General features: G+C 67.8%; 21 protein-coding genes. 6 read left to right on the forward strand and 15 right to left on the reverse strand.

Going from position 1 to position 18,044, the window contains the following annotated elements:
* Window positions 1–3: 3 nt before the first annotated feature.
* Complete coding sequence (gene pip, locus DSD19_RS09785; protein ID WP_113669452.1) at window positions 4–993, reverse strand: prolyl aminopeptidase; 990 nt, start codon at window positions 991–993, stop codon at window positions 4–6.
* A 71-nt stretch (window positions 994–1,064) separates the two neighbouring features.
* On the opposite strand from pip, the gene ubiG reads away from it, so the two are divergent.
* The gene (gene ubiG / locus DSD19_RS09790; protein ID WP_075784169.1) at window positions 1,065–1,811 is read left to right on the forward strand and encodes a bifunctional 2-polyprenyl-6-hydroxyphenol methylase/3-demethylubiquinol 3-O-methyltransferase UbiG; all 747 of its coding nucleotides are present in this window, start codon (window positions 1,065–1,067) and stop codon (window positions 1,809–1,811) included.
* A gap of 27 nt (window positions 1,812–1,838) precedes the next feature.
* Here ubiG and DSD19_RS09795 read toward each other — a convergent pair whose 3' ends face one another.
* From DSD19_RS09795 to DSD19_RS09810, 4 genes are read right to left on the reverse strand one after another with little or no spacing between them, the layout of a single operon-like run.
* Window positions 1,839–2,225 carry a MarR family winged helix-turn-helix transcriptional regulator gene (locus DSD19_RS09795; RefSeq protein ID WP_237399701.1) on the reverse strand — a complete coding sequence of 129 codons (387 nt, stop codon included), beginning with the start codon at window positions 2,223–2,225 and terminating at the stop codon, window positions 1,839–1,841.
* Between the two features lie 47 nt (window positions 2,226–2,272).
* Complete coding sequence (locus DSD19_RS09800) at window positions 2,273–3,103, reverse strand: carbon-nitrogen hydrolase family protein (RefSeq protein WP_113669453.1); 831 nt, start codon at window positions 3,101–3,103, stop codon at window positions 2,273–2,275.
* Window positions 3,104–3,107: 4 nt separating this feature from the next.
* A complete protein-coding gene (grxC, locus tag DSD19_RS09805; protein WP_113669454.1) occupies window positions 3,108–3,365 on the reverse strand; it encodes a glutaredoxin 3 in 258 nt (85 codons plus the stop codon).
* A 35-nt stretch (window positions 3,366–3,400) separates the two neighbouring features.
* Window positions 3,401–4,120, reverse strand: a complete 720-nt coding sequence (locus tag DSD19_RS09810) for a double zinc ribbon domain-containing protein (protein WP_075784165.1) — start codon at window positions 4,118–4,120, stop codon at window positions 3,401–3,403.
* A 45-nt stretch (window positions 4,121–4,165) separates the two neighbouring features.
* Here DSD19_RS09810 and DSD19_RS09815 point away from each other — a divergent pair, with 45 nt between their 5' ends.
* On the forward strand, window positions 4,166–5,011 hold the full coding sequence (locus DSD19_RS09815) for a methyltransferase domain-containing protein (protein WP_113669455.1): 846 nt from the start codon (window positions 4,166–4,168) through the stop codon (window positions 5,009–5,011).
* A gap of 76 nt (window positions 5,012–5,087) precedes the next feature.
* On the forward strand, window positions 5,088–6,179 hold the full coding sequence (gene hemH, locus DSD19_RS09820) for a ferrochelatase (RefSeq protein ID WP_207802443.1): 1,092 nt from the start codon (window positions 5,088–5,090) through the stop codon (window positions 6,177–6,179).
* Window positions 6,180–6,282: 103 nt separating this feature from the next.
* Here the strand turns inward: hemH and DSD19_RS09825 are convergent, their stop codons facing one another.
* Window positions 6,283–6,462 (reverse strand): hypothetical protein, encoded by a 180-nt coding sequence (locus tag DSD19_RS09825; RefSeq protein WP_075784163.1) that lies wholly within the window; start codon window positions 6,460–6,462, stop codon window positions 6,283–6,285.
* Between the two features lie 134 nt (window positions 6,463–6,596).
* The gene (locus DSD19_RS09830) at window positions 6,597–7,184 is read right to left on the reverse strand and encodes a L,D-transpeptidase (protein WP_075784162.1); all 588 of its coding nucleotides are present in this window, start codon (window positions 7,182–7,184) and stop codon (window positions 6,597–6,599) included.
* A gap of 171 nt (window positions 7,185–7,355) precedes the next feature.
* On the opposite strand from DSD19_RS09830, the gene DSD19_RS09835 reads away from it, so the two are divergent.
* Window positions 7,356–7,892, forward strand: coding sequence for a CAP domain-containing protein (locus DSD19_RS09835; RefSeq protein WP_113669456.1), 537 nt, complete (start codon window positions 7,356–7,358; stop codon window positions 7,890–7,892).
* Window positions 7,893–7,938: 46 nt separating this feature from the next.
* Here DSD19_RS09835 and DSD19_RS09840 read toward each other — a convergent pair whose 3' ends face one another.
* The 6 genes from DSD19_RS09840 to DSD19_RS09865 all read right to left on the reverse strand — a co-directional run bounded on the left by DSD19_RS09840 (window position 7,939) and on the right by DSD19_RS09865 (window position 14,392).
* Entirely contained in the window at window positions 7,939–8,433 is a 495-nt protein-coding gene (locus DSD19_RS09840; RefSeq protein WP_113669457.1) for a murein L,D-transpeptidase family protein, read from the reverse strand.
* Window positions 8,434–8,501: 68 nt separating this feature from the next.
* On the reverse strand, window positions 8,502–9,713 hold the full coding sequence (locus DSD19_RS09845; protein WP_113669458.1) for a class I SAM-dependent RNA methyltransferase: 1,212 nt from the start codon (window positions 9,711–9,713) through the stop codon (window positions 8,502–8,504).
* Window positions 9,710–11,551, reverse strand: a complete 1,842-nt coding sequence (locus DSD19_RS09850; RefSeq protein ID WP_113669459.1) for an ABC transporter ATP-binding protein — start codon at window positions 11,549–11,551, stop codon at window positions 9,710–9,712. The genes DSD19_RS09845 and DSD19_RS09850 overlap by 4 nt, the downstream gene beginning before the upstream one ends.
* A gap of 87 nt (window positions 11,552–11,638) precedes the next feature.
* Window positions 11,639–12,805, reverse strand: a complete 1,167-nt coding sequence (locus DSD19_RS09855; protein ID WP_113669460.1) for a CCA tRNA nucleotidyltransferase — start codon at window positions 12,803–12,805, stop codon at window positions 11,639–11,641.
* Window positions 12,802–13,398, reverse strand: coding sequence for a CoA pyrophosphatase (locus DSD19_RS09860; protein ID WP_113669461.1), 597 nt, complete (start codon window positions 13,396–13,398; stop codon window positions 12,802–12,804). The genes DSD19_RS09855 and DSD19_RS09860 overlap by 4 nt, the downstream gene beginning before the upstream one ends.
* Window positions 13,388–14,392, reverse strand: coding sequence for an Hsp33 family molecular chaperone HslO (locus DSD19_RS09865; protein ID WP_113669462.1), 1,005 nt, complete (start codon window positions 14,390–14,392; stop codon window positions 13,388–13,390). The genes DSD19_RS09860 and DSD19_RS09865 overlap by 11 nt, the downstream gene beginning before the upstream one ends.
* 75 nt (window positions 14,393–14,467) lie before the next feature.
* Here DSD19_RS09865 and DSD19_RS09870 point away from each other — a divergent pair, with 75 nt between their 5' ends.
* Entirely contained in the window at window positions 14,468–14,914 is a 447-nt protein-coding gene (locus DSD19_RS09870; RefSeq protein WP_075784155.1) for an NUDIX hydrolase, read from the forward strand.
* Here DSD19_RS09870 and DSD19_RS09875 read toward each other — a convergent pair.
* Window positions 14,911–16,173, reverse strand: a complete 1,263-nt coding sequence (locus DSD19_RS09875) for a PP2C family protein-serine/threonine phosphatase (protein WP_243627877.1) — start codon at window positions 16,171–16,173, stop codon at window positions 14,911–14,913. The two genes, DSD19_RS09870 and DSD19_RS09875, sit on opposite strands and share 4 nt — an antisense overlap.
* Window positions 16,174–16,336: 163 nt before the next feature.
* Between DSD19_RS09875 and DSD19_RS09880 the strand changes: the two genes are divergently transcribed.
* A complete protein-coding gene (locus DSD19_RS09880) occupies window positions 16,337–16,666 on the forward strand; it encodes an Hpt domain-containing protein (RefSeq protein WP_113669463.1) in 330 nt (109 codons plus the stop codon).
* A gap of 14 nt (window positions 16,667–16,680) precedes the next feature.
* On the opposite strand, the gene ilvA is transcribed toward DSD19_RS09880, so the two are convergent.
* On the reverse strand, window positions 16,681–17,928 hold the full coding sequence (gene ilvA / locus DSD19_RS09885) for a threonine ammonia-lyase IlvA (RefSeq protein WP_113669464.1): 1,248 nt from the start codon (window positions 17,926–17,928) through the stop codon (window positions 16,681–16,683).
* Between the last annotated feature and the right edge of the window lie 116 nt (window positions 17,929–18,044).

Consider the following 18,044-nt stretch of genomic DNA (forward strand, 5'->3'; position numbering starts at 1 on the left):
GAGCTACAGTCCCAGAAGTCCGGCCTGCCGCTGGACGTTGCGCATCGTGCGCACCAGCTCGGCACTGATTCCCGGCTCGGACAGGGCATGTCCGGCCATCGGCACCATCTTCAGATCGGCCCGGCTCCAGCGTTCGGCCAGGCGGAAGGCCGAGGCAGGCGGGCAGACCATGTCATAGCGGCCCTGCACGATGGTCGCCGGGATATGCGAAATCAGCGGCACGTCGTCCAGCAACTGCCCGTCGCGGTCGAGAAAGCCGCGATTGCTGAAATAGTGGTTCTCGAGCCGGGCGAAGGCGCGGGCGTAATCGGCGGGCGCCTCTCCGGCGGGGCCCTCATGCTCGATCGAGGCCAGCGCGTTTTCCCAGGCGGCCCAGGCCCGCGAATGCCGGGTTTCAATCATCATGTCGCCGGAAAACAGCCGCCGGTGATAGGCGGCGATCATGTCGGACCGCTCATCGGCCGGGATCGGGTCGGAAAACCGCGCCCAGAGATCGGGCCAGAATTGACCCGCGCCGCCGCCGTAAAACCAGTCAAGCTCGGCCTGCGTCATCAGGAAGACGCCGCGCAGCGCCATGTAGGCGACCCGCTCGGGATGGGTCTGGGCATAGGCCAGCGCCAGTGTCGCGCCCCAGCTGCCGCCGAACAGCACCCAGCGCTCGATCCCCAGCTCGGCGCGGATCTTCTCGATATCCGCGATCAGATGCCAGGTGGTGTTCGAGGTCACGCTGGCATGGGGCCGCGACCGGCCGCAGCCGCGCTGATCGAACAGGACGATCCGGAATTCGGCGGGATCGAAATAGCGCCGCATCGCCGGGCTGCAGCCGCCGCCGGGCCCGCCATGCAGCACGATCACGGGAATGCCCTTCGGGTGCCCGCATTGTTCCACATAGATCCGGTGGCCGTCGCCAACCTCCAGCATCCGCTGATCGAACGGGTCGATCGGCGGGAAAAGATGCTGCGATGCGCGCTTTTGGCCTGCGGATTTGTCCATGACCCGTCTATATATCCCCGGGAACCGACCCCCCAAGGGGGTGCAGACAGAAGACAGGAACGGAGCCCGCGATGCAAGCTGCAGAGACAACCGTCGACCCTTCCGAAGTCGCGAAATTCGAGGCCATGGCCGCCGAATGGTGGGACCCGGCCGGAAAATTCAAGCCGCTGCACATGCTGAACCCCTGCCGGCTGGACTACATCACGCGCCAGATCGCCGCGGAATTCGACCGCGATCTGGCCGCTGAGGCGCCCTTCAAGGGGCTCCGGCTGCTCGATATCGGCTGCGGCGGCGGGCTTCTGTCCGAACCGATGGCACGCCTCGGCGCCGAGGTCGTGGGCGCGGATGCCGCCGAACGCAACATCCCGGTCGCGCGGATTCATGCCGAACAGTCGGGGCTGACCATCGATTACCGCCACACCACCGCCGAGGCGCTGGCCGCCGCGGGCGAACGCTTCGACGTGGTGCTGAACATGGAAGTGGTCGAGCATGTGGCCGATCCGCTGGCCTATCTGACCGCCTGCCGCGAGCTTCTGAAACCGGGCGGGCTGCATCTGTGCTCGACCATCAACCGCAACCCCAAGGCCTTCGTGATGACCATTCTGGGCGCCGAATACGTGATGCGCTGGCTGCCGAAAGGCACCCATGAATACCAGAAGTTCATCACCCCAGACGAGCTTTGCGGGCTGCTGGAGCGGGCCGGACTGAAGGTGCTGGACCGCAGCGGATTTGTCTTCAACCCGCTGACCTGGGACTGGTCGATTTCAAGCCGCGACCTGTCGGTGAACTACGTCACCGCCGCGCGCAAGCCGGCCTGACGCCTTGCGGGGGCGGCCCGGCCGCCCCTAGCCTTCCAGCTTCTGCCGAAGCATCCTCAGGACCGGCAGCGCCGCTTTCAGCCGGTCCTCGCCGATATCGGCGACAGCCTCGGCCAGAACCGGCGCCACCGCCTGGATCGCGGCCTCGCGCGCGGACCGGCCGGACGGGCTGATAGACACCATCTTGCGCCGCGCATCGTCCCAGTCGGGCCGGATATGCACATGCCCGGCCCATTCCAGCCGGGTCAGCGTGTTGGTCATCGCCCCCCGGGTGACGTGAAACGCCGCGGCCAGCTGTGCCGGGCTGCGTTCCTCATTCAGCCGTGCCAGATGGTTCAGCACCGAAAAATGGCTGATTTCCATGCCCTTGGGCAAGGCCTTCGAGATCCGGTTCCGCGCCAGCTGATCGGCCATGAAAATCTCGCTGAACAGCGTCACGACCAGGCTCTCGCTGATCTCGCTCACGGCCCCTCGAAGTCCCGGTCGTGGAAGATCGAGGGCACCCGGGCCCGGGCCCGGACGACCTCCTCGCGGTCGAGATCGACATAGACGATGCCGGGCGCCTCGCCGCCATCGGCCAGCACCTCGCCCCAGGGCGACACCGCCAGGCTGTGCCCGTGGGTGCGCCGCGGCCGCCCTTCGGCCGCCGGGTGCAGCCCGCATTGCGCGGGTGCCAGCACGTAGCAGCCATTCTCGATGGCCCGGGCGCGCAACAGCGGCTCCCAATGGGCGGCGCCGGTCACCGGCGAAAAGGCGGCGGGCACGGTCAGGATCTCGGCCCCGGCATGGGCCAGCGCGCGGAACAGATGCGGAAAGCGCAGGTCGTAGCAGATCGCCAGCCCCATCGTGCCGAAGGGCGTCGGCGCCACCACCGCGCGCGTCCCGGGCCGGTAGCCGTCGGATTCGCGGAAGGTCTCGGTCTCGCTGATCTCGACATCGAACATGTGGATCTTGTCATAGCGCGCCGCGATCGCGCCGCCCGGCCCGATCAGGAAGGACCGGTTGGCAAAGCGTCCGTCGGCGTCCGAAGTCTTCAGCCCGAGCGACCCGATCAGCAGCCAGATCCCAAGCGACGCGGCCTCTTGCCGCAGCGCCGCCAGCGTCGGGTCGTCTGCCTCTTCTTTCAGCACCTCGTTCTGCCGGACCCGGCTGGGCGACAGGCAGTTGGTCACTTCGGGTGTCAGGATCAGATCGGCGCCGCCCGCCACCGCCTCGCGCATCGACTCGCGCACCAGACCGATATTCTCGTCCGGCAGGTCCGAGGAGGTCAGCTGGATCAGTGCCGCGCGCATCGGCCTATCCTGCCAGCAGCGGGTCGAGCTTGCCCGCGCGGTCAAGCTCGTAAAGATCGTCGCAACCGCCGACATGGGTCTCGCCGACGAAGATCTGCGGCACGGTATAGCCGCCATTGGCGCGTTCCATCATCTCCTGGCGGAGACCCGGATCGGCGGTCACGTCGAGCTCGGCGTAGGACACGCCCTTGCTGTCCAGCAGCCGCTTGGCGGCGTGGCAGTACCCGCAGCTGGACGTCGTGTAGATTTCAACCGGTTGCATCGCGGCTCCTGAGGTTTTGCCGAGACTATAGGTCTTTACTCGGCTTTCGCAACGCGGGCCAGGACCAGCACCCGGACCTCGGCCGCCCCCGCCGCCAGACAGGCTCCGGCCGCAGCGCCGAGTGTCGCGCCCGAGGTCATCACGTCGTCGATCAGCAACACCGTCCGGCCCGGAAGCCGGTCGCGATGGCGCGGCGCGACCGCCATCGCCCCGGCCTGGTTCGCGGCCCGGGCCTCGGCGGTCATGCCTTCCTGCGGGCGGGTGGCGCGAATGCGGACCAGCAGATCGGGGCAATGCTCGGCCCCCGTGCCCTCGGCCACGACCCGCGACAGCAGCGCCGACTGGTTGTAGCGCCGCCGCAGAAGCCGCCAGCGATGCAGCGGCACCGGCGCGACCAGCAGCCCCGGACCGAGGATCGGCCGCCCGGCGCGCAGCATCCAGCCCGCCGCGGCCCGGGCCAGGTCGGTCCGGTCGCCATGCTTGAAGGCCAGCACCAGCCCGCGCGCCCGCCCGCGGTACAGCAGCGCCGCCCGCCCCCGGCTCCAGGGACGGGGCCCGGCCAGACAGTCGTCGCACCAGACCGGATCGCCGGTATCCTCGCCGGGCAAGGGCACCCCGCAGGCATCGCAGACCAGACCCGTCACGAAGTCGAGCTCGCCCCAGCAGCGGGCGCACAGCGCATGGTCGCTTTCGACCGGCTCGCCGCAGGCAATGCAGCGCGGCGGGTAGATGAGTCGCAGGGCGCTTTGCAACATCGGCCTCGTCCCCTACATAGCGCCGGGCAACCTGCCGGAGCCAAGATGACCCGACCGCCCGACCTGACCGACCGCCATGCCCTGGCGCTGCACCGCGCGCGGGCCCTCAGGGCGGGGCCCGCGCTGTTCCTGCACGAGGCAGCGGCCGCCGAGATCAAGGAGAGGCTGAACGAGGTTAACAGAACCTTTACGGCCCCGGCCGTCGTGACCCCGTTCGAAAAGCCCTGGGCCGAAATCCTGCCATCGGCGCGGCTGGTGGCCGCCGACGAGACCCTGACGCTTGACCCCGGCGCGCACGATCTTGTGATTCACGCTCTGGCGCTGCACTGGTCGAACGACCCGGTCGGCCAGCTGATCCAGTGCCGCCGCGCCCTGAAACCCGACGGGCTGTTCCTGGGGGTCCTGTTCGGCGGCCGCAGCCTGCACGAGCTGCGCGGCGCGATGGCCGAAGCCGAGGCCGCCATTCTGGGCGGGCTTTCGCCCCGGGTGCTGCCGATGGCCGAAATCCGCGACGCGGGCGGGCTGCTGCAACGCGCCGGGCTGGCCCTTCCCGTCGCAGATTGTGCCGAAATATCGGTATCTTACAAGGATCTCCGCCGCCTGATGCACGACCTGCGCGCGATGGGCGAGACCAATTCTCTGGCCGCGCGCCACCGCCGCCCCGCGCCGCGCCGACTGTTCGACGAGGCCGCGCGGCGCTATGCGGAAATCCATACCATGCCGGATGGCCGCATCCCCGCGACGGTCGAAATGATCTACCTTGCCGGGTGGGCGCCTGCGGAAACCCAACCGCAGGCATTGAAACCCGGCTCGGCGCGCATGCGCCTGGCCGACGCACTGGGCGCGTACACGCCGCGCCCGGGGTCCGGCGACAGCGGCAGTTCCGATTGACCTGCGTTCCAATCTGTATATTTCCGGGAGGATTGAGAGTTTGAGGCTCGACAGACGCGATACCGGGACCAAGGCGATGTTTGATTCCAACCAAGACGGGCGGAAACCCGCGGCTTCCGGTCTGACCGAGACACGGCCCCTGCACGGGCCCGACGATCACCCGCTGGTGCCGCCGGCGCGCGTGGGTGTGCTGCTGGCCAATCTGGGCACACCGGACGGCTATGACTACTGGTCGATGCGCCGGTATCTGAACGAATTCCTGTCCGACAAGCGGGTGATCGACTATTCGCCCTGGGTCTGGCAGCCGCTTCTGCAGCTGGTGGTGCTGACCAAGCGGCCCTTCGCGTCCGGCGAGAACTACCGGTCGATCTGGAATCACGAGGCCGACGAAAGCCCGCTGATGACGATCACCAAGTCGCAGACCGCCAAGCTGGCCGCCGAGCTGAAGGCGACCTATGGCGACCGCGTCGTGGTCGATTTCTGCATGCGCTACGGCAACCCCTCGACCCGGGCCCGGGTCCGGTCGCTGCTGGAAAAGGGCTGTCAGAAGATCCTGTTCTTCCCGCTGTACCCGCAATATTCCGGCACCACCTCGGCCACCGCCTGCGACAGCTTCTTCAAGGCGTTGATGGACGAGAAATGGCAGCCCGACGTGCGCACCGTCAGCACCTATTTCGACGACCCGCTTTACATCTCGGCGCTGGCCGCCTCGGTCGAGCGGGCCTATGCCGCGGCCGAGCACGAACCCGACATCCTGGTCTGCTCCTATCACGGGGTGCCGCAGCGCTATCTGACCGAGGGCGACCCCTATCACTGCCATTGCCTCAAGACGACGCGGCTGCTGAAGGAACGGCTCGGCTGGGATGACAGCCGCATCACCACGACCTTCCAGTCGCGCTTCGGCCCCGAGGAATGGCTGCAGCCCTATACCGTCGAAGAGGTGGCCCGGCTGGCACAGGCCGGCAAGAAGCGCATCGCGGTGATCGCGCCCGCCTTCTCGGCCGATTGCATCGAGACGCTTGAGGAGATCAACGAGGAGATCTGCGAGAGCTTCGAGGAGGCGGGCGGCGAGAAGTTCACCTACATTCCCTGCCTCAACGACGACGACGCCCATATCCGGGCGCTGGGCGAGATCGTGAAGGCCAATCTGCGCGGCTGGGTCGACTGAGTCGGCCCGCCTCCGCGGCCACGCCGCTGTCGCCCGGACAGCGGACAACAAAAAAGGCGGTGGCTCCCGGCCACCGCCTTTTTCGTGTCCTTGCGGACTGATCTCAGTTCGACGCGACGGCGGCGATGAGGATCAGGGCCAGAACCGGCACCAGGATGCCTTGGGCCGAGGACGAGGTGTCCTGAGCGATCACTTCCGGCTCGATCATCGGCTCGGAGTAGCCGCCGGCGAAGGCGGAGGTGGCGGCAACCGCGAAGGCGGCGGCAAGGGCGATTTTCTTCATCTGTCTCTCCTGTAACAGCAGCGCAGGGACTCTCCCCTTCGCGGCATCCTACACATGTATTTTCTCTGTAAGGGATGGGCCCGGATGCTTGCAATCGACCGCAGCGGCCTGCCCCAAAGACGTCCGCGATGTCGTCAAATTAGCAACACCTGAGCCCCCACCTTGGCGAGGCCGAAAAGCTCGGCGATGTGCTCGTTGTAAAGACCGATGCAGCCGTTCGAGGACCGGCGCCCGATTTTGCGCGTGTCATGGGTGCCATGGATCCGGTAATAGGTCCACCCCAGATAAAGCGCGTGGGTTCCCAGCGGGTTGTCCGGACCCGGCGGCACATAGTCCGGCCATTCGGGGTTGCGCTGCTTCATCGCAGGGGTCGGCCGCCAGTCCGGCCCCTCGACCTTGCGCACGACGCTGGTGCGGCCGCGCCGGGTCAGGTCTTCGGACAGCGGCACAGAGGTCGGGTACAGCTTGTAGATCGAGCCGTCCTCCGACCAGAAATGCAGCGCGCGCGATGTGGTGTCCACCAGGATCGCGCCGTTCTTCAGGTTCGAGAAATAGGGATGCCAGTCGAGCGCCCGGAAGCTCGAGATGTTGCGGCGCACCATGTCGGTCAGATCGGGCTCTATCTCGGTGGTGTTGGCGAGGGCAGGTCCCGCGGTCACGGCAAGGGCCGTGCCGGCGAGGAAATGGCGGCGGGTAAGGCCGCGGGTCGAACGGGTCGTCATCTTGCGCTCCGAATGTCGCGTCTTTTCTGGAAGTTCGGCCTGACCATAAGGTTACCCATCGGGCGGAGCAATTCAAACCGGCGTCACTCCTGGCAGATCGCCGCGCGAAGGGTTTGAACACGCCTGCGCAAGCGGCTAAAGACCAAAAGACCGACTCTTGGGGTTTTTCTTATGATACGACCGGCTTTGGGCCTCGTGGCCGTACTTTTCGCGCTCTCCGCCTGCTCGACAGGGGGAGAGGTTCGCATCGGTCCCGACGGCAAGCCTCTGCCGACGGTCTACCGGATCTCGCGGTCCGACCAGGGCAAGATCCAGTACCGGATGCTCGACTCGATCAATGCGCTGCGCCAGGCGCGGGGCCTCACGCCGCTCGAGCTCGATTCGCGGCTGAACGCGGCGGCCGCCACCCATTCGCGCGACATGTCTGTGCAAAACCGGCCCTGGCATTTCGGCTCGGACGGGTCGTCACCGCTCGACCGGGTGGCCCGCGCGGGCTACCAGGGTCAGTTGCGCGGCGAGGACATCTCGGAGACCTACGAGACCGAACTCGAGACGCTGGCCGCCTGGATGGAGGAATCCGATACCCGGAACATCATCCTCGATCCGCAGGCGACCGATCTGGGCTTCGCCTTCTATCAGGAAATGAACGGCAAGATCTGGTGGACGCTGGTCACCGGACAGCGCACCACCGCCGGGTCCGGCGCCTGACCCCGGCGTCGGCGGGGCCGCAAGGTCCCGCCTCGCGGCGCGGCGATCAGGGGAAGATGTCGATCACCGTGCCGTCGCGCACCATCGCATAGATGTCCTCCATCTCGGCATCGGTGACCGAGATGCACCCGGCCGTCCAGTCGCCCTTGCGGCGCCGGTTCTTGCGGGCGCGCCCGTGAATGAAGATGTCGCCGCCGGGTTTCCTGCCCAGCGCCTTGGCCTCTTCGATATCGGCCTCGTTCGGATAGGAAATCCCGATCGACAGGTGGAATTCGCTGTCGGGGTTGCGGCGGTCGATGTGATAGCGCCCCTCCGGCGTCTTGCCGTCGCCCTCGATCTGCTTGTCGCCGACCGGGGCATAGCCCAGCGAAATACGGTAGGCCTTCAGCACCTGATCGTGGTGCAGCAGGTACAGCGCCCGCTGCCCCTTCATCACCACGACCCGGGTGACCTCGGGGCCGTCATAGGTCTTGAACTTCGAACTGCAGCCCGCAAGGGCCGCCATGGCGGTCAGCGTCAGAAACGCGCGTCGGTCGATCATTGGGGTCTGCTCGCGCCCTTGATGTTTCGAACCAGTCTAGCGCAAGCGTTGGACGGCCAAAAGCGCGATCAGCGCGAGAACTGCGCCGCCAGCTCGACATGGCCCGACCAGCGGAACTGGTCGACCGGCTGCACCCAGTCCAGCCGGAATCCGCCGGAACAGAGCCGCTTCGCATCGCGCGCGAAGGTCACCGGATTGCACGAGACCATCGCCACCCGGGCCAGATCCGACCGGGCGATCTCGGCGCATTGCGCCTCGGCCCCGGCGCGCGGCGGGTCGATGACCACGGCCTCGACCCGGGCCAGTTCGACGGGCAGAAGCGGGCGGCGGAAAAGATCGCGCGCCTCGGTCGTGACCCGTTTCAGCCCCGGCGCGCCGCGCCAGCCCCGGTCGAGCGCGGCCAGCATCGCGGCCGAGCCCTCGACCGCCTGCACCTCGGCGGTCTCGGCCAGCGGCAGCGCGAAGGTGCCCGCCCCGGCGAACAGGTCGGCGACCTTGCGCGCCCCGTCCAGCGCCTCGCGCACCGCCTGGGTCAGCGCCGCCTGTCCCGCCTCTGTCGCCTGCAGGAAGGCACCCGCAGGCGGCACGACATGGGCCCGGCCCATCGCCTGACGGGGCGGACGGCGTTCGGCCAGCTGCTCGCCGTTCCAGCTCAGCCGCGCCAGATCGTGGGTTTCGGCCAGGGCCGCCAGGTCGGTCCGCAGCGCGGTGTCCAGCGGTTTCGCCTCGGCCACCGCCATGTCGACCCCGTCTTCCGACCGTGTCACCGTGATCGCCAGCGCCCCCTTGCGCGAAGCGCCCAGAAGGGTCGCGGCGGCAGCGGCGGGCAGCGCCGCCATCAGATCGGGATGCAGCAACCTGCAATCCGGGATCTCGGTCACCACGTCCGAGGCACGGGCGTGAAAGCCCACCAGCACGCCCTTCTTCGTGCGCCGCCCGGCCAGCACCGCGCGGCGGCGGCTGGCAGGCGGCGAGGTCAGGATCGGCCGCACCGGCGCCTCGAGCCCCTGCCCCGCCAGCGCCCGTTCGACCACCTGCGTCTTCCAGCCCGCCACGAAGGCGTCGGACCCGTGCTGCAGCGCGCAACCGCCGCAAGACGCGAAATGGCGGCAGGGCGGCCGCACCCGGTCGGCGACCGGCGTCACGATCCGCGGCCGGGCGATGCGGCCGTTCTCGGCCTCGCCCTCGACCTCTTCTCCGGGCAGCGCCAAGGCCACGGTCAGACCGTCGCCGGTCAGCCCCTCGCCCTTCAGCGACAGCCTCTCGATCCGATGGCTCACTCGGCCGCCTCCGTTCCGATGAAGCCGCCCGACTGCCGCGCCCAGAACCGGGCGTAAAGCCCGTCCTTCGCCAGCAAGGCGGCATGGGTCCCGTCCTCGGCGATGTGGCCGCCGTCCAGAACCACGATCCGGTCCATATGGGCGATGGTCGACAGCCGGTGCGCGATGGCGATCACGGTCTTGCCCTCCATCACGCCGTAAAGCGTCTTCTGGATCACCGCCTCGACCTCGGAATCGAGCGCCGAGGTCGCCTCGTCCAGCACCAGGATCGGCGCGTCCTTGAGGATCACCCGGGCCAGCGCCACCCGCTGCCGCTGACCGCCCGACAGCTTGACGCCGCGCTCGCCGACGTGGGCGTCATAGCCGCGCCGCCCGTCGGGGTCCTGAAGATCGAGGATGAAGTCATGTGCCTCGGCGTGCTTCGCGGCCGCGATCATCTCGTCCTCGCTGGCTTCGGGGCGGCCGTAAAGGATGTTGTCGCGCACCGACCGATGCATCAGGCTTGCATCCTGGCTGACCATTCCGATCTGGCGGCGCAGGCTTTCCTGGGTGACACGGGTGATGTCCTGCCCGTCGATCAGGATCTGCCCGCCCTCGGGGTCGTAGAACCGCAAAAGCAGCTTGACGAGGGTCGATTTCCCGGCGCCCGAACGGCCCACGAGCCCGACCTTTTCGCCCGGTTTCAGCACCAGATCGATCCGGTCGAGCCCGCCCGAGCCGCGCCCGTAATGGTGGGTCAGCGCGCGCATCTCGATCCGGCCCTCGCGGAACGCAAGCGCGGCCGCGTCCGGCGCATCGACCAGCTCGATCGGCTGGGCGATGGTCTCCATCCCTTCCGAGATCACCCCGAGCGAGCGGAAGAAGCTCGACAGCGCCCACATGATCCAGCCGGTCATCGCGTTCAGCCTCAGCGTCAGCGCGGTCGCCGCCGCCACCACGCCGACACTGGCCTGACCCTGCATCCACAGCGCGATGGCCCAGCCGACGACGCCGACGATCAGGAACCCGTTCAGCGCGGTCAGCGCCACATCCATCTTGGTGATGATCCGCATCTCGGTGCCGAAGGCCTTGCGCAGATCCTCGATCGCCTCCTTGGCATAACCAAGCTCGCTGTCGTGATGGGCGAAAAGCTTGACCGAATGGATGTTGGTATAGGCATCGACCACCCGGCCGGTGACGGTGCTGCGCGCATCGGACGAGGCCTTCGAGGCCACGGCGATGTTCTTCATCGTCCAGCGCACCAGCACCGCATAAAGCGCAAGCCAGGCCAGAAGCGGCAGCATCAGCCGCGGGTCGGCCTGCCCCAGCAGCACCAGCGCGCCGCCGACATAGGCCAAGGCAAAGGCGATGGCATCGAAGATCTGGAACACCGCCTCGCCCGCAGCGGGGGGCGTCTGCATCTGGCGGTTGGCGATCCGCCCGGCAAAGTCGTTCTCGAACCAGCCAACGGACTGGCGCAGCACATGGGCATGGGCGCGCCAGCGGATCAGCGTGCCGAAATTGGGCATGATCGCGTTGTTCAGCACTGCCACGTCCAGCGCCTGCAGCGCGGGCCTGAGGACCAGGATGAACAGTGCCAGCCCGATCAGCGACAGGCCGTGCTCCTGCCAGACCTGCTCGGGCGTGCCCGAGGACAGCATGTCGACCAGCCGACCCATGACGTCGATCAGCCAGATCTCGACAATGGCCACCAGCAGCGCCAGCACCGCCGCCACCGCAAAAACCTTGCGGAACGGCCACATATAGGCCGCGAGAAACGGCCAGAGCCGGTTCGGCGGCGTATCGCTCTGCGCATAGGGCGCATAGGGGTCGATCAGGTTTTCGAAATAGCGGAACATGGCGGGATCTCGTTCGGGACGGGCAAAGCTTACAGGGGCGGCCGGGCAAGAGGAACACCCCGCGAACAGGGGGGGCGCGACCCGCGCCTATCCCTGCCGGGCGCGGGCGATCAGTTCGGCCGCGCTCAGCCGGAAGCCCGAGGCGACCCAGTCCGCCTCAAGCCGCTTGAGCGCCGCGCCCAGCGCCGGACCGTCGAACCCGGGCATCAGATCGGCCGCGCTGAGCGGAAACCGGGCCTCAGTGCCCCGGGCAAGCTCGGATGCCAGATCGCCGGACAGCGGTTGGCCCAGCGCGGCAGAGCGCAACAGCACCGCATCGCGCGCCATGTCCGGGCCCAGCCGGTAGGCCAGCTCGGCGGCACCCGCCATCTGCCCCGCAGCACCCGTCAACCGCTCCAGGCGCCGGGCCTCGGCCTTGCTCAGGCGCAGCCGTTTGGCCGGGGCCTCGCCGCCCAGCGTCGCCAGCCGCCGGACAGGATCGGGGGGCAGCCCTTGCGCCTGTTCGAGAGCCACCAGAACCGGCAGGGCGCGCGGATCGGCCCCGGGCAGGGTCCGCGCCAGAACCCCCGCCGCCGCCATCGCCGCGACGCTGGGTGCGGGGTCGGGCGCCGCCAGCAGCTTGCGGATCTCGGCGCCGATCCGTTCCTTCGAAAGCGTCTCTATTCCGGCCGAATTCGCGGCCGCGGCCGCCAGACCGTCAGGGTCGAGCCCCGCCTCGGCATCGCCATACCAGGCATGAAACCGGAAAAAGCGCAGGATGCGCAGAAAGTCCTCGCGGATCCGCGCATCGGCATCGTCGATGAACCGGACCCGTCGCGCCGCAAGATCCGCAAGACCGCCAAGGGGATCGATCACCGCGCCCTCGGGCGTGGCATAGATCGCGTTCATGGTGAAGTCGCGGCGGCGGGCGTCTTCCTCGGGACTGTCGGCGAAGGCCACGACGGCGCGGCGGCCGAAGGTTTCGACATCGCGCCGGAAGGTGGTCACCTCATGCGGCAGATGCCCCGCCACGACCGTGACCGTGCCATGGTCGAACCCGGTCGGCACCGCCTTCAGCCCGGCGGCCTCGGCCAGCGCCATGACGGTTTCGGGCCGGGCATCGGTGGCGATGTCGATATCGGTCACCGGCACGCCCAGAAGCGCGTTGCGCACGCAGCCGCCGACGAAAAGCGCCCGGTATCCGGCGCGGGTCAGCACTGCGCAGACCGTCTGGGTGTGGTCGGCGAAGAACCAGTCGCCGAAGACGCGCGTCATGACGCCACTCGGTCGGCCAGCGCGCGCAGGATGCGGGCGGTCGCGCCCCAGATGTAATAGGGGCCGTAGGGCACGGTGTAATAATAGCGCCGCTGGCCTCGCCAGATCCGGTACTGGATCGAAAACCGGGCGGGGTCGCGGACATGGTCGAAGGGCACGTCGAAGACCTCGTCGACCTCTCCGGCCTCGGGCACCCGCAGGAAATCCGGCCGCAGCCGGGCCAGCACGGGCGTCACGGTAAAGGCGGTCACCGTCTCGTGCGGCGGCATGGTGCCCAGCACCTCGACATGGCTTTCGGGCAAGCCGATTTCCTCGCGCGCCTCGCGCAGCGCCGCCGCGACCGGCTGTTCGCCCGGTTCCAGCTTGCCGCCGGGAAAGGCGATCTGGCCGGGATGGTGGGTCAGCCGCGACGACCGTTTGGTCAGGACCAGCTGCACCCCGTCCGGCCCCGGCACGAGGCCGACCAGCACCGCCGCCGGGCGCAGCACCCGCCCCTCGGGCAATGCAAATCCCGGGTTCAGGTCGTGGTCCGAGGTTTCGCGCCCCGGCCGGGCCAGCGCCGCAGCCAGCGCCTCGAACGGGTCACTCGGCATCGGGGTCCTTCTCCGCCTCGAAGCCCAGCGTCGCCGGGTCCAGCACGTAATGCGCCCCGCAGAACTGGCAATCGGCGGTCACCACACCCTCGGGCGTCGTCATGTGGCCGATATCCTTGGCCGAGTAGATCGACAGGCTCTGCCGGACCCGCGCCTCGGAACAGGTGCAGCCGAACTGCACCGGCTGCGGGTCGAAGACCCGCGGGCGCTCCTCGTGAAAGAGCCGCACCAGCAGGTCGGTCGGCTGCACGCGCGGCCCGACCAGTTCGATTTCCTCGACGGTGTCGAGCAGGATGTTGGCGCGGGTCCAGTGTTCGGCCTGGGCGCCCTCCAGCATGTCCTCGGCCTGCAGCAGACCCTCCTCGCCGCTGCCGCCCTCGGGGCTTTGCGGGATCGAGGCCCTGGGCATCAGCTGCAGCATCACCCCGCCCGCGCGCCAATGCTCGCCCTTGCCCGACCCGGGCAGCATCGCCCGCCCGAAGCTGAGCGCGAAGCGGGTCGGCAACTGCTCGGACTGGGCGAAATACGTCTCTGCACAGGCCGAAAGCGAGCCCCCGGCAATGGGCGTGATGCCCTGATAGGGCACCGTGCCCGGCCCCTGGTCGAGCAGCACGGCGAAATAACCCTGCCCGATCTGCGAGAACGGGTCGGCCGAAGGGTCCAGCCGGTCCTTGTCGAAGCTGGCATAGGCGCGGATGCGGGCCGGGGCGCCATCCTCGGACGGCGCATAGTAATCGGTCGCGATCAGCCGCGCGGGGCCGTCGCCGCGGACCTGAAGGCTCAGCTTCCAGCGCAGTTTGATGGTCTGCCCGATCAGCGCGGTCAGCAGCGCCATCTCGGCCACCAGTGCCTCGATCAAAGGCGGGTAGTCGTGCTGCGCCAGCACATGGTCGAGCACGCCGTCCAGTCGGGCGACCCGCCCGCGAACGTCGCTGCGGTCAAGCTGGAAAGGAAGGACGGTATCGTCCCAGGCGATCTTCGATCCGATGGACATGAGGTTCCCTTGGGCTCTGGGCCTTGGCATACCCGCCTTATATAGACCCGGCAACGAAAGCACAAAGAGGCGGCAATGATCCGGCGATTCGGCGAGGCGGTCAGGGCGGACCAGAGCTACAAGCTGAGACAGGGCGCCTACGCCCTTCTGGAACGCGACGGGCTCTTGCTGGTCACTCATCAGCAAAGGCCGGTGCCCGAATACCAGCTGCCCGGCGGCGGCATCGACCCGGGCGAGTCGCCCCTGCAGGCGCTGCATCGCGAGGTGTTCGAGGAAACCGGCTGGAAGATCGAGCTGCGTCGGCGGCTGGGCGCATTCCGGCGCTTCACCTACATGCCCGAATACGACATCTGGGCGGAGAAGCTCTGCACCATCTATCTTGGCCGTCCGGTCCGCCCCTATGGTCCGCCCAGCGAGCCCGGGCATACCGCGCTGTGGATGCCGGCCGACGTGGCCGCGCGACAGCTTGGCAATGCCGGCGACCGCCATGCGGTGCGGCGGTGGCTGGGGCTGGCGCGCTAGCCGACCTCGAACAGCACGGCCGAAACGTCATCGGGGAATTCGCCGCGGCCGCCCGCAAAGGCGGTCAGCCCGGTCTGGATCGCATCGAGGAAGGCCGGGCCGCGCACCCCGGCATTGGCCTCGATCAGCCGACGCAGGCCTTCGTCGCCCAGTTGGGCGCCGTCCGGCGCCGGGCATTCGGTGATGCCGTCCGACACCAGAAGAACCCGGTCGCCCGGCGCAAGCCGGACTTCGCAGCTTTCGAAGTTGGCGCCCGGGATCAGGCCCAGCGGCAGCCCGCCTTCGCCCAGATAGTCAAGCGCCCCATCCGCGCGCTGCACCACCGGATGCGGATGCCCGGCCTGAACGAACCGCATCTGCCCGGTGTCCAGCGTGACGAAGGCCAGCAGCAGCGTGAAATAATGTTCGGTCTCGATATCCTCGAGAAACAGCCGGTTGAGATGCGCGGCGACCTCGGCGGGCGGGCGGGCGCGATAGCTGCCCCCGGGCGCGGGTTCCAGCGCGATGTTCTGATCGGGCGAGCGCGAGCCCAGAAGCCCCGCCAGACGCGCGGTCAGCATGGCCGAACTGATCCCGTGGCCCGACACATCGGCCGAGAACACCCCGACCTCGCCCGGCCCGGCGGGAAAGAACCCGACCAGATCGCCGCCGACATGGCCGCAAGGGCGCAGCAGAAGCGACACCTCGCACCCGCCGAACCGGCGGTGGCGTTCGGGCACCAGCGATTGCTGAAGCTTGCGCGCCTCGACCAGATCGCGGTCGAGCGCGTCGTAAAGCGTGCGCAATTCGGCCAGCGCATCGGTCAGCAGGCGGTTCTTGTCGCGCAGCTGATGTTCCATCCGGAGGATGCGTTCGCCCGAGGCGATCCGGGCACGCAACTCGCTGGCATTGACCGGCTTGGTCAGGAATTCGTCGGCCCCGACATCGAGCCCGTGGATCATCTCGACCATTTCGGATTTCGAGGTCAGCAGGATGAAATAGCCGTAGCTTTCGCGCGGCAAATCGCGAAAGGCCTGGCAGAACTCGGGGCCGTTCATGCCCGGCATCATCCAGTCGCTGATGATCAGGTCGACCGGCCGGTCGCGGCAAATATCCAAAGCCTCTTCGGCCGAGCCGCATTCGGCGACCTCATATCCCCAGCGTTCCAGCGATGCGCGCAGGATCCGCCGTTGCAGGCGGCTGTCATCGACCAGAAGAACCAGTCGCACGAGACTGGCCTTGGCAGGGTCGAGATGCGTCGGGTCTGGCTGGGCGTTCACGGGAGTCCCGGTCCTGATCTGGCTTTAGTTCATAAAGCCGCCGACTTAACGCCCCATGAACGCGCGAATTAGACCCATCTGTCCAGATATGGGCTAAGACCCCGTTAAGCGGTCTCGGCTAGCCTCCGGGCCGACGGAGAGGCAAGGCGATGGAGTATGTGCGATGATCGACTGGACTCGCGTTGACGAGTTGCGGGACGAAGTCGGCGAAGACGCGTTCGACGAGGTGCTCGATCTGTTTCTCGAAGAGGTCGACGAGGTGATCGAGCGTGTGGCGCCGGGGCGCGACCCGGCCGATCTGGCCGCCGATCTGCATTTCGTGCGCGGCTCTGCGCTCAATCTCGGGTTCAAGGATTTCTGCGTGCTCTGTCAGGGCATCGAACGCCAGCTGGCCCAGGGCCAGAACGTCGATCTGGTGCCCTTGACCGCGGCCTATGCCAGTTCGAAGGTCGAGCTTCTGGGCAGGGTCCGCACGCGCCGCGACGTCGCCTGACGAGCAGGCGCCCGTCAGATCAGGAAATCGGCGAGCGTCGGGTCCTCGGTAATATCGCGATAGGTCAGGCCCTGCGCCTCCATCCGGGCGAAAAGCGCTGCAAAATTGCGCGCCTCCGTCGTTTCGATCCCGATCAGGACGGTGCCGAAATTGCGCGCCGATTTCTTCAGATATTCGAAACGCGCGATATCGTCCTCGGGCCCCAGAAGATCGAGAAAATCGCGCAATGCACCGGGCCGCTGCGGCATCCGCAGGATGAAATACTTCTTCACGCCCGAAAACCGCTGGGCGCGTTCCTTCACTTCGGGCAGCCGCTCGAAATCGAAATTGCCGCCCGAGGTGACGCAGATCACCGACTTGCCCTCGATCTCCTCGGCCAGCCCCGGCAGCACATCGACCGACATCGCGCCCGCGGGTTCCAGAACGATCCCCTCGACATTCAACAGATCGAGGATGGTGGTGCAGATCCGGTCCTCGGGCGCCAGCAGCACATGCGCCGGGTCGATCCCGCGCAGCCGCTCGAAGGTGCGCGCGCCGATCCGGGCCACCGCCGCCCCGTCGACGAAGGTATCGACCTTGGGCAGGGTCGCCGGCCCGCCTTCGGCCAGCGCCGCGGTCAGCGAGGCGCCGCCCGCGGGCTCGACGAACCGGAAGCCGATCCCGGGCGCGGTCTCGCGCAGGAAGGACACGACCCCGGCGGCCAGACCGCCGCCGCCCACCGGCAGAATCACCAGATCGGGGGTGTGATACAGCACAGACATCATCTCGACCGCGACCGAGGCCTGCCCCTCGATCACGTCCTCGTCGTCGAAGGGCGCAAGAAAATGCCCGCCCACTTCGCGGCAATAGGCCTGGGCCGAGGCCAGCGTGTTGTCGAAATAGTCGCCGGTCAGGCGGATCTCGATATTCTCGCCGCCGAAGATCCGGGTCTTGCCGATCTTCTGGTCGGGCGTCGTCACCGGCATGAAGATCACGCCCCGGCCCCCGAAATGCCGACAGGCGAAGGCCACGCCTTGGGCGTGGTTCCCGGCGCTGGCGCAAACAAAGACCGGTGCCTCGGTGGCACCTTCCAGCGCTTTGCGCATCGCGTTGAAGGCGCCGCGCAGCTTGTAGGACCGCACCGGGCTGAGATCCTCGCGCTTGAGCCAGATATCGGCCTTGTAGCGTTCGGACAGGTGCACGTTGCGTTGCAGCGGTGTGGGCGGGAACAGCGCGCGCATCGCCTTTTCGGCGGCGCGGGCCTTTTCGGCAAACTCGGTCATGCCGCAGCAATGGCGCGTTCGCCCTGCGCGCGCAAGCGTCCCGTTGCGCGCGGGTTCCCTTGCTCTGGCCCCGGAAAAGAGCTATCCGCCGCCCGATATCCGAATGACGAAAGGTC

This window comes from Rhodovulum sp. BSW8, from assembly GCF_003314725.1.
In the GTDB taxonomy this organism is placed as follows: Bacteria; Pseudomonadota; Alphaproteobacteria; order Rhodobacterales; family Rhodobacteraceae; genus Rhodovulum; species Rhodovulum visakhapatnamense.

Coding starts and splice junctions, on each gene's coding strand:
- pip (WP_113669452.1), bottom strand. CDS start 993: ATGGACAAATCCGCAGGCCAAAAGCGCGCATCGCAGCATCTTTTCCCG.
- ubiG (WP_075784169.1), top strand. CDS start 1,065: ATGCAAGCTGCAGAGACAACCGTCGACCCTTCCGAAGTCGCGAAATTC.
- DSD19_RS09795 (WP_237399701.1), bottom strand. CDS start 2,225: ATGGCCGATCAGCTGGCGCGGAACCGGATCTCGAAGGCCTTGCCCAAG.
- DSD19_RS09800 (WP_113669453.1), bottom strand. CDS start 3,103: ATGCGCGCGGCACTGATCCAGCTGACCTCCTCGGACCTGCCGGACGAG.
- grxC (WP_113669454.1), bottom strand. CDS start 3,365: ATGCAACCGGTTGAAATCTACACGACGTCCAGCTGCGGGTACTGCCAC.
- DSD19_RS09810 (WP_075784165.1), bottom strand. CDS start 4,120: ATGTTGCAAAGCGCCCTGCGACTCATCTACCCGCCGCGCTGCATTGCC.
- DSD19_RS09815 (WP_113669455.1), top strand. CDS start 4,166: ATGACCCGACCGCCCGACCTGACCGACCGCCATGCCCTGGCGCTGCAC.
- hemH (WP_207802443.1), top strand. CDS start 5,088: ATGTTTGATTCCAACCAAGACGGGCGGAAACCCGCGGCTTCCGGTCTG.
- DSD19_RS09825 (WP_075784163.1), bottom strand. CDS start 6,462: ATGAAGAAAATCGCCCTTGCCGCCGCCTTCGCGGTTGCCGCCACCTCC.
- DSD19_RS09830 (WP_075784162.1), bottom strand. CDS start 7,184: ATGACGACCCGTTCGACCCGCGGCCTTACCCGCCGCCATTTCCTCGCC.
- DSD19_RS09835 (WP_113669456.1), top strand. CDS start 7,356: ATGATACGACCGGCTTTGGGCCTCGTGGCCGTACTTTTCGCGCTCTCC.
- DSD19_RS09840 (WP_113669457.1), bottom strand. CDS start 8,433: ATGATCGACCGACGCGCGTTTCTGACGCTGACCGCCATGGCGGCCCTT.
- DSD19_RS09850 (WP_113669459.1), bottom strand. CDS start 11,551: ATGTTCCGCTATTTCGAAAACCTGATCGACCCCTATGCGCCCTATGCG.
- DSD19_RS09855 (WP_113669460.1), bottom strand. CDS start 12,805: ATGACGCGCGTCTTCGGCGACTGGTTCTTCGCCGACCACACCCAGACG.
- DSD19_RS09860 (WP_113669461.1), bottom strand. CDS start 13,398: ATGCCGAGTGACCCGTTCGAGGCGCTGGCTGCGGCGCTGGCCCGGCCG.
- DSD19_RS09865 (WP_113669462.1), bottom strand. CDS start 14,392: ATGTCCATCGGATCGAAGATCGCCTGGGACGATACCGTCCTTCCTTTC.
- DSD19_RS09870 (WP_075784155.1), top strand. CDS start 14,468: ATGATCCGGCGATTCGGCGAGGCGGTCAGGGCGGACCAGAGCTACAAG.
- DSD19_RS09880 (WP_113669463.1), top strand. CDS start 16,337: ATGATCGACTGGACTCGCGTTGACGAGTTGCGGGACGAAGTCGGCGAA.
- ilvA (WP_113669464.1), bottom strand. CDS start 17,928: ATGACCGAGTTTGCCGAAAAGGCCCGCGCCGCCGAAAAGGCGATGCGC.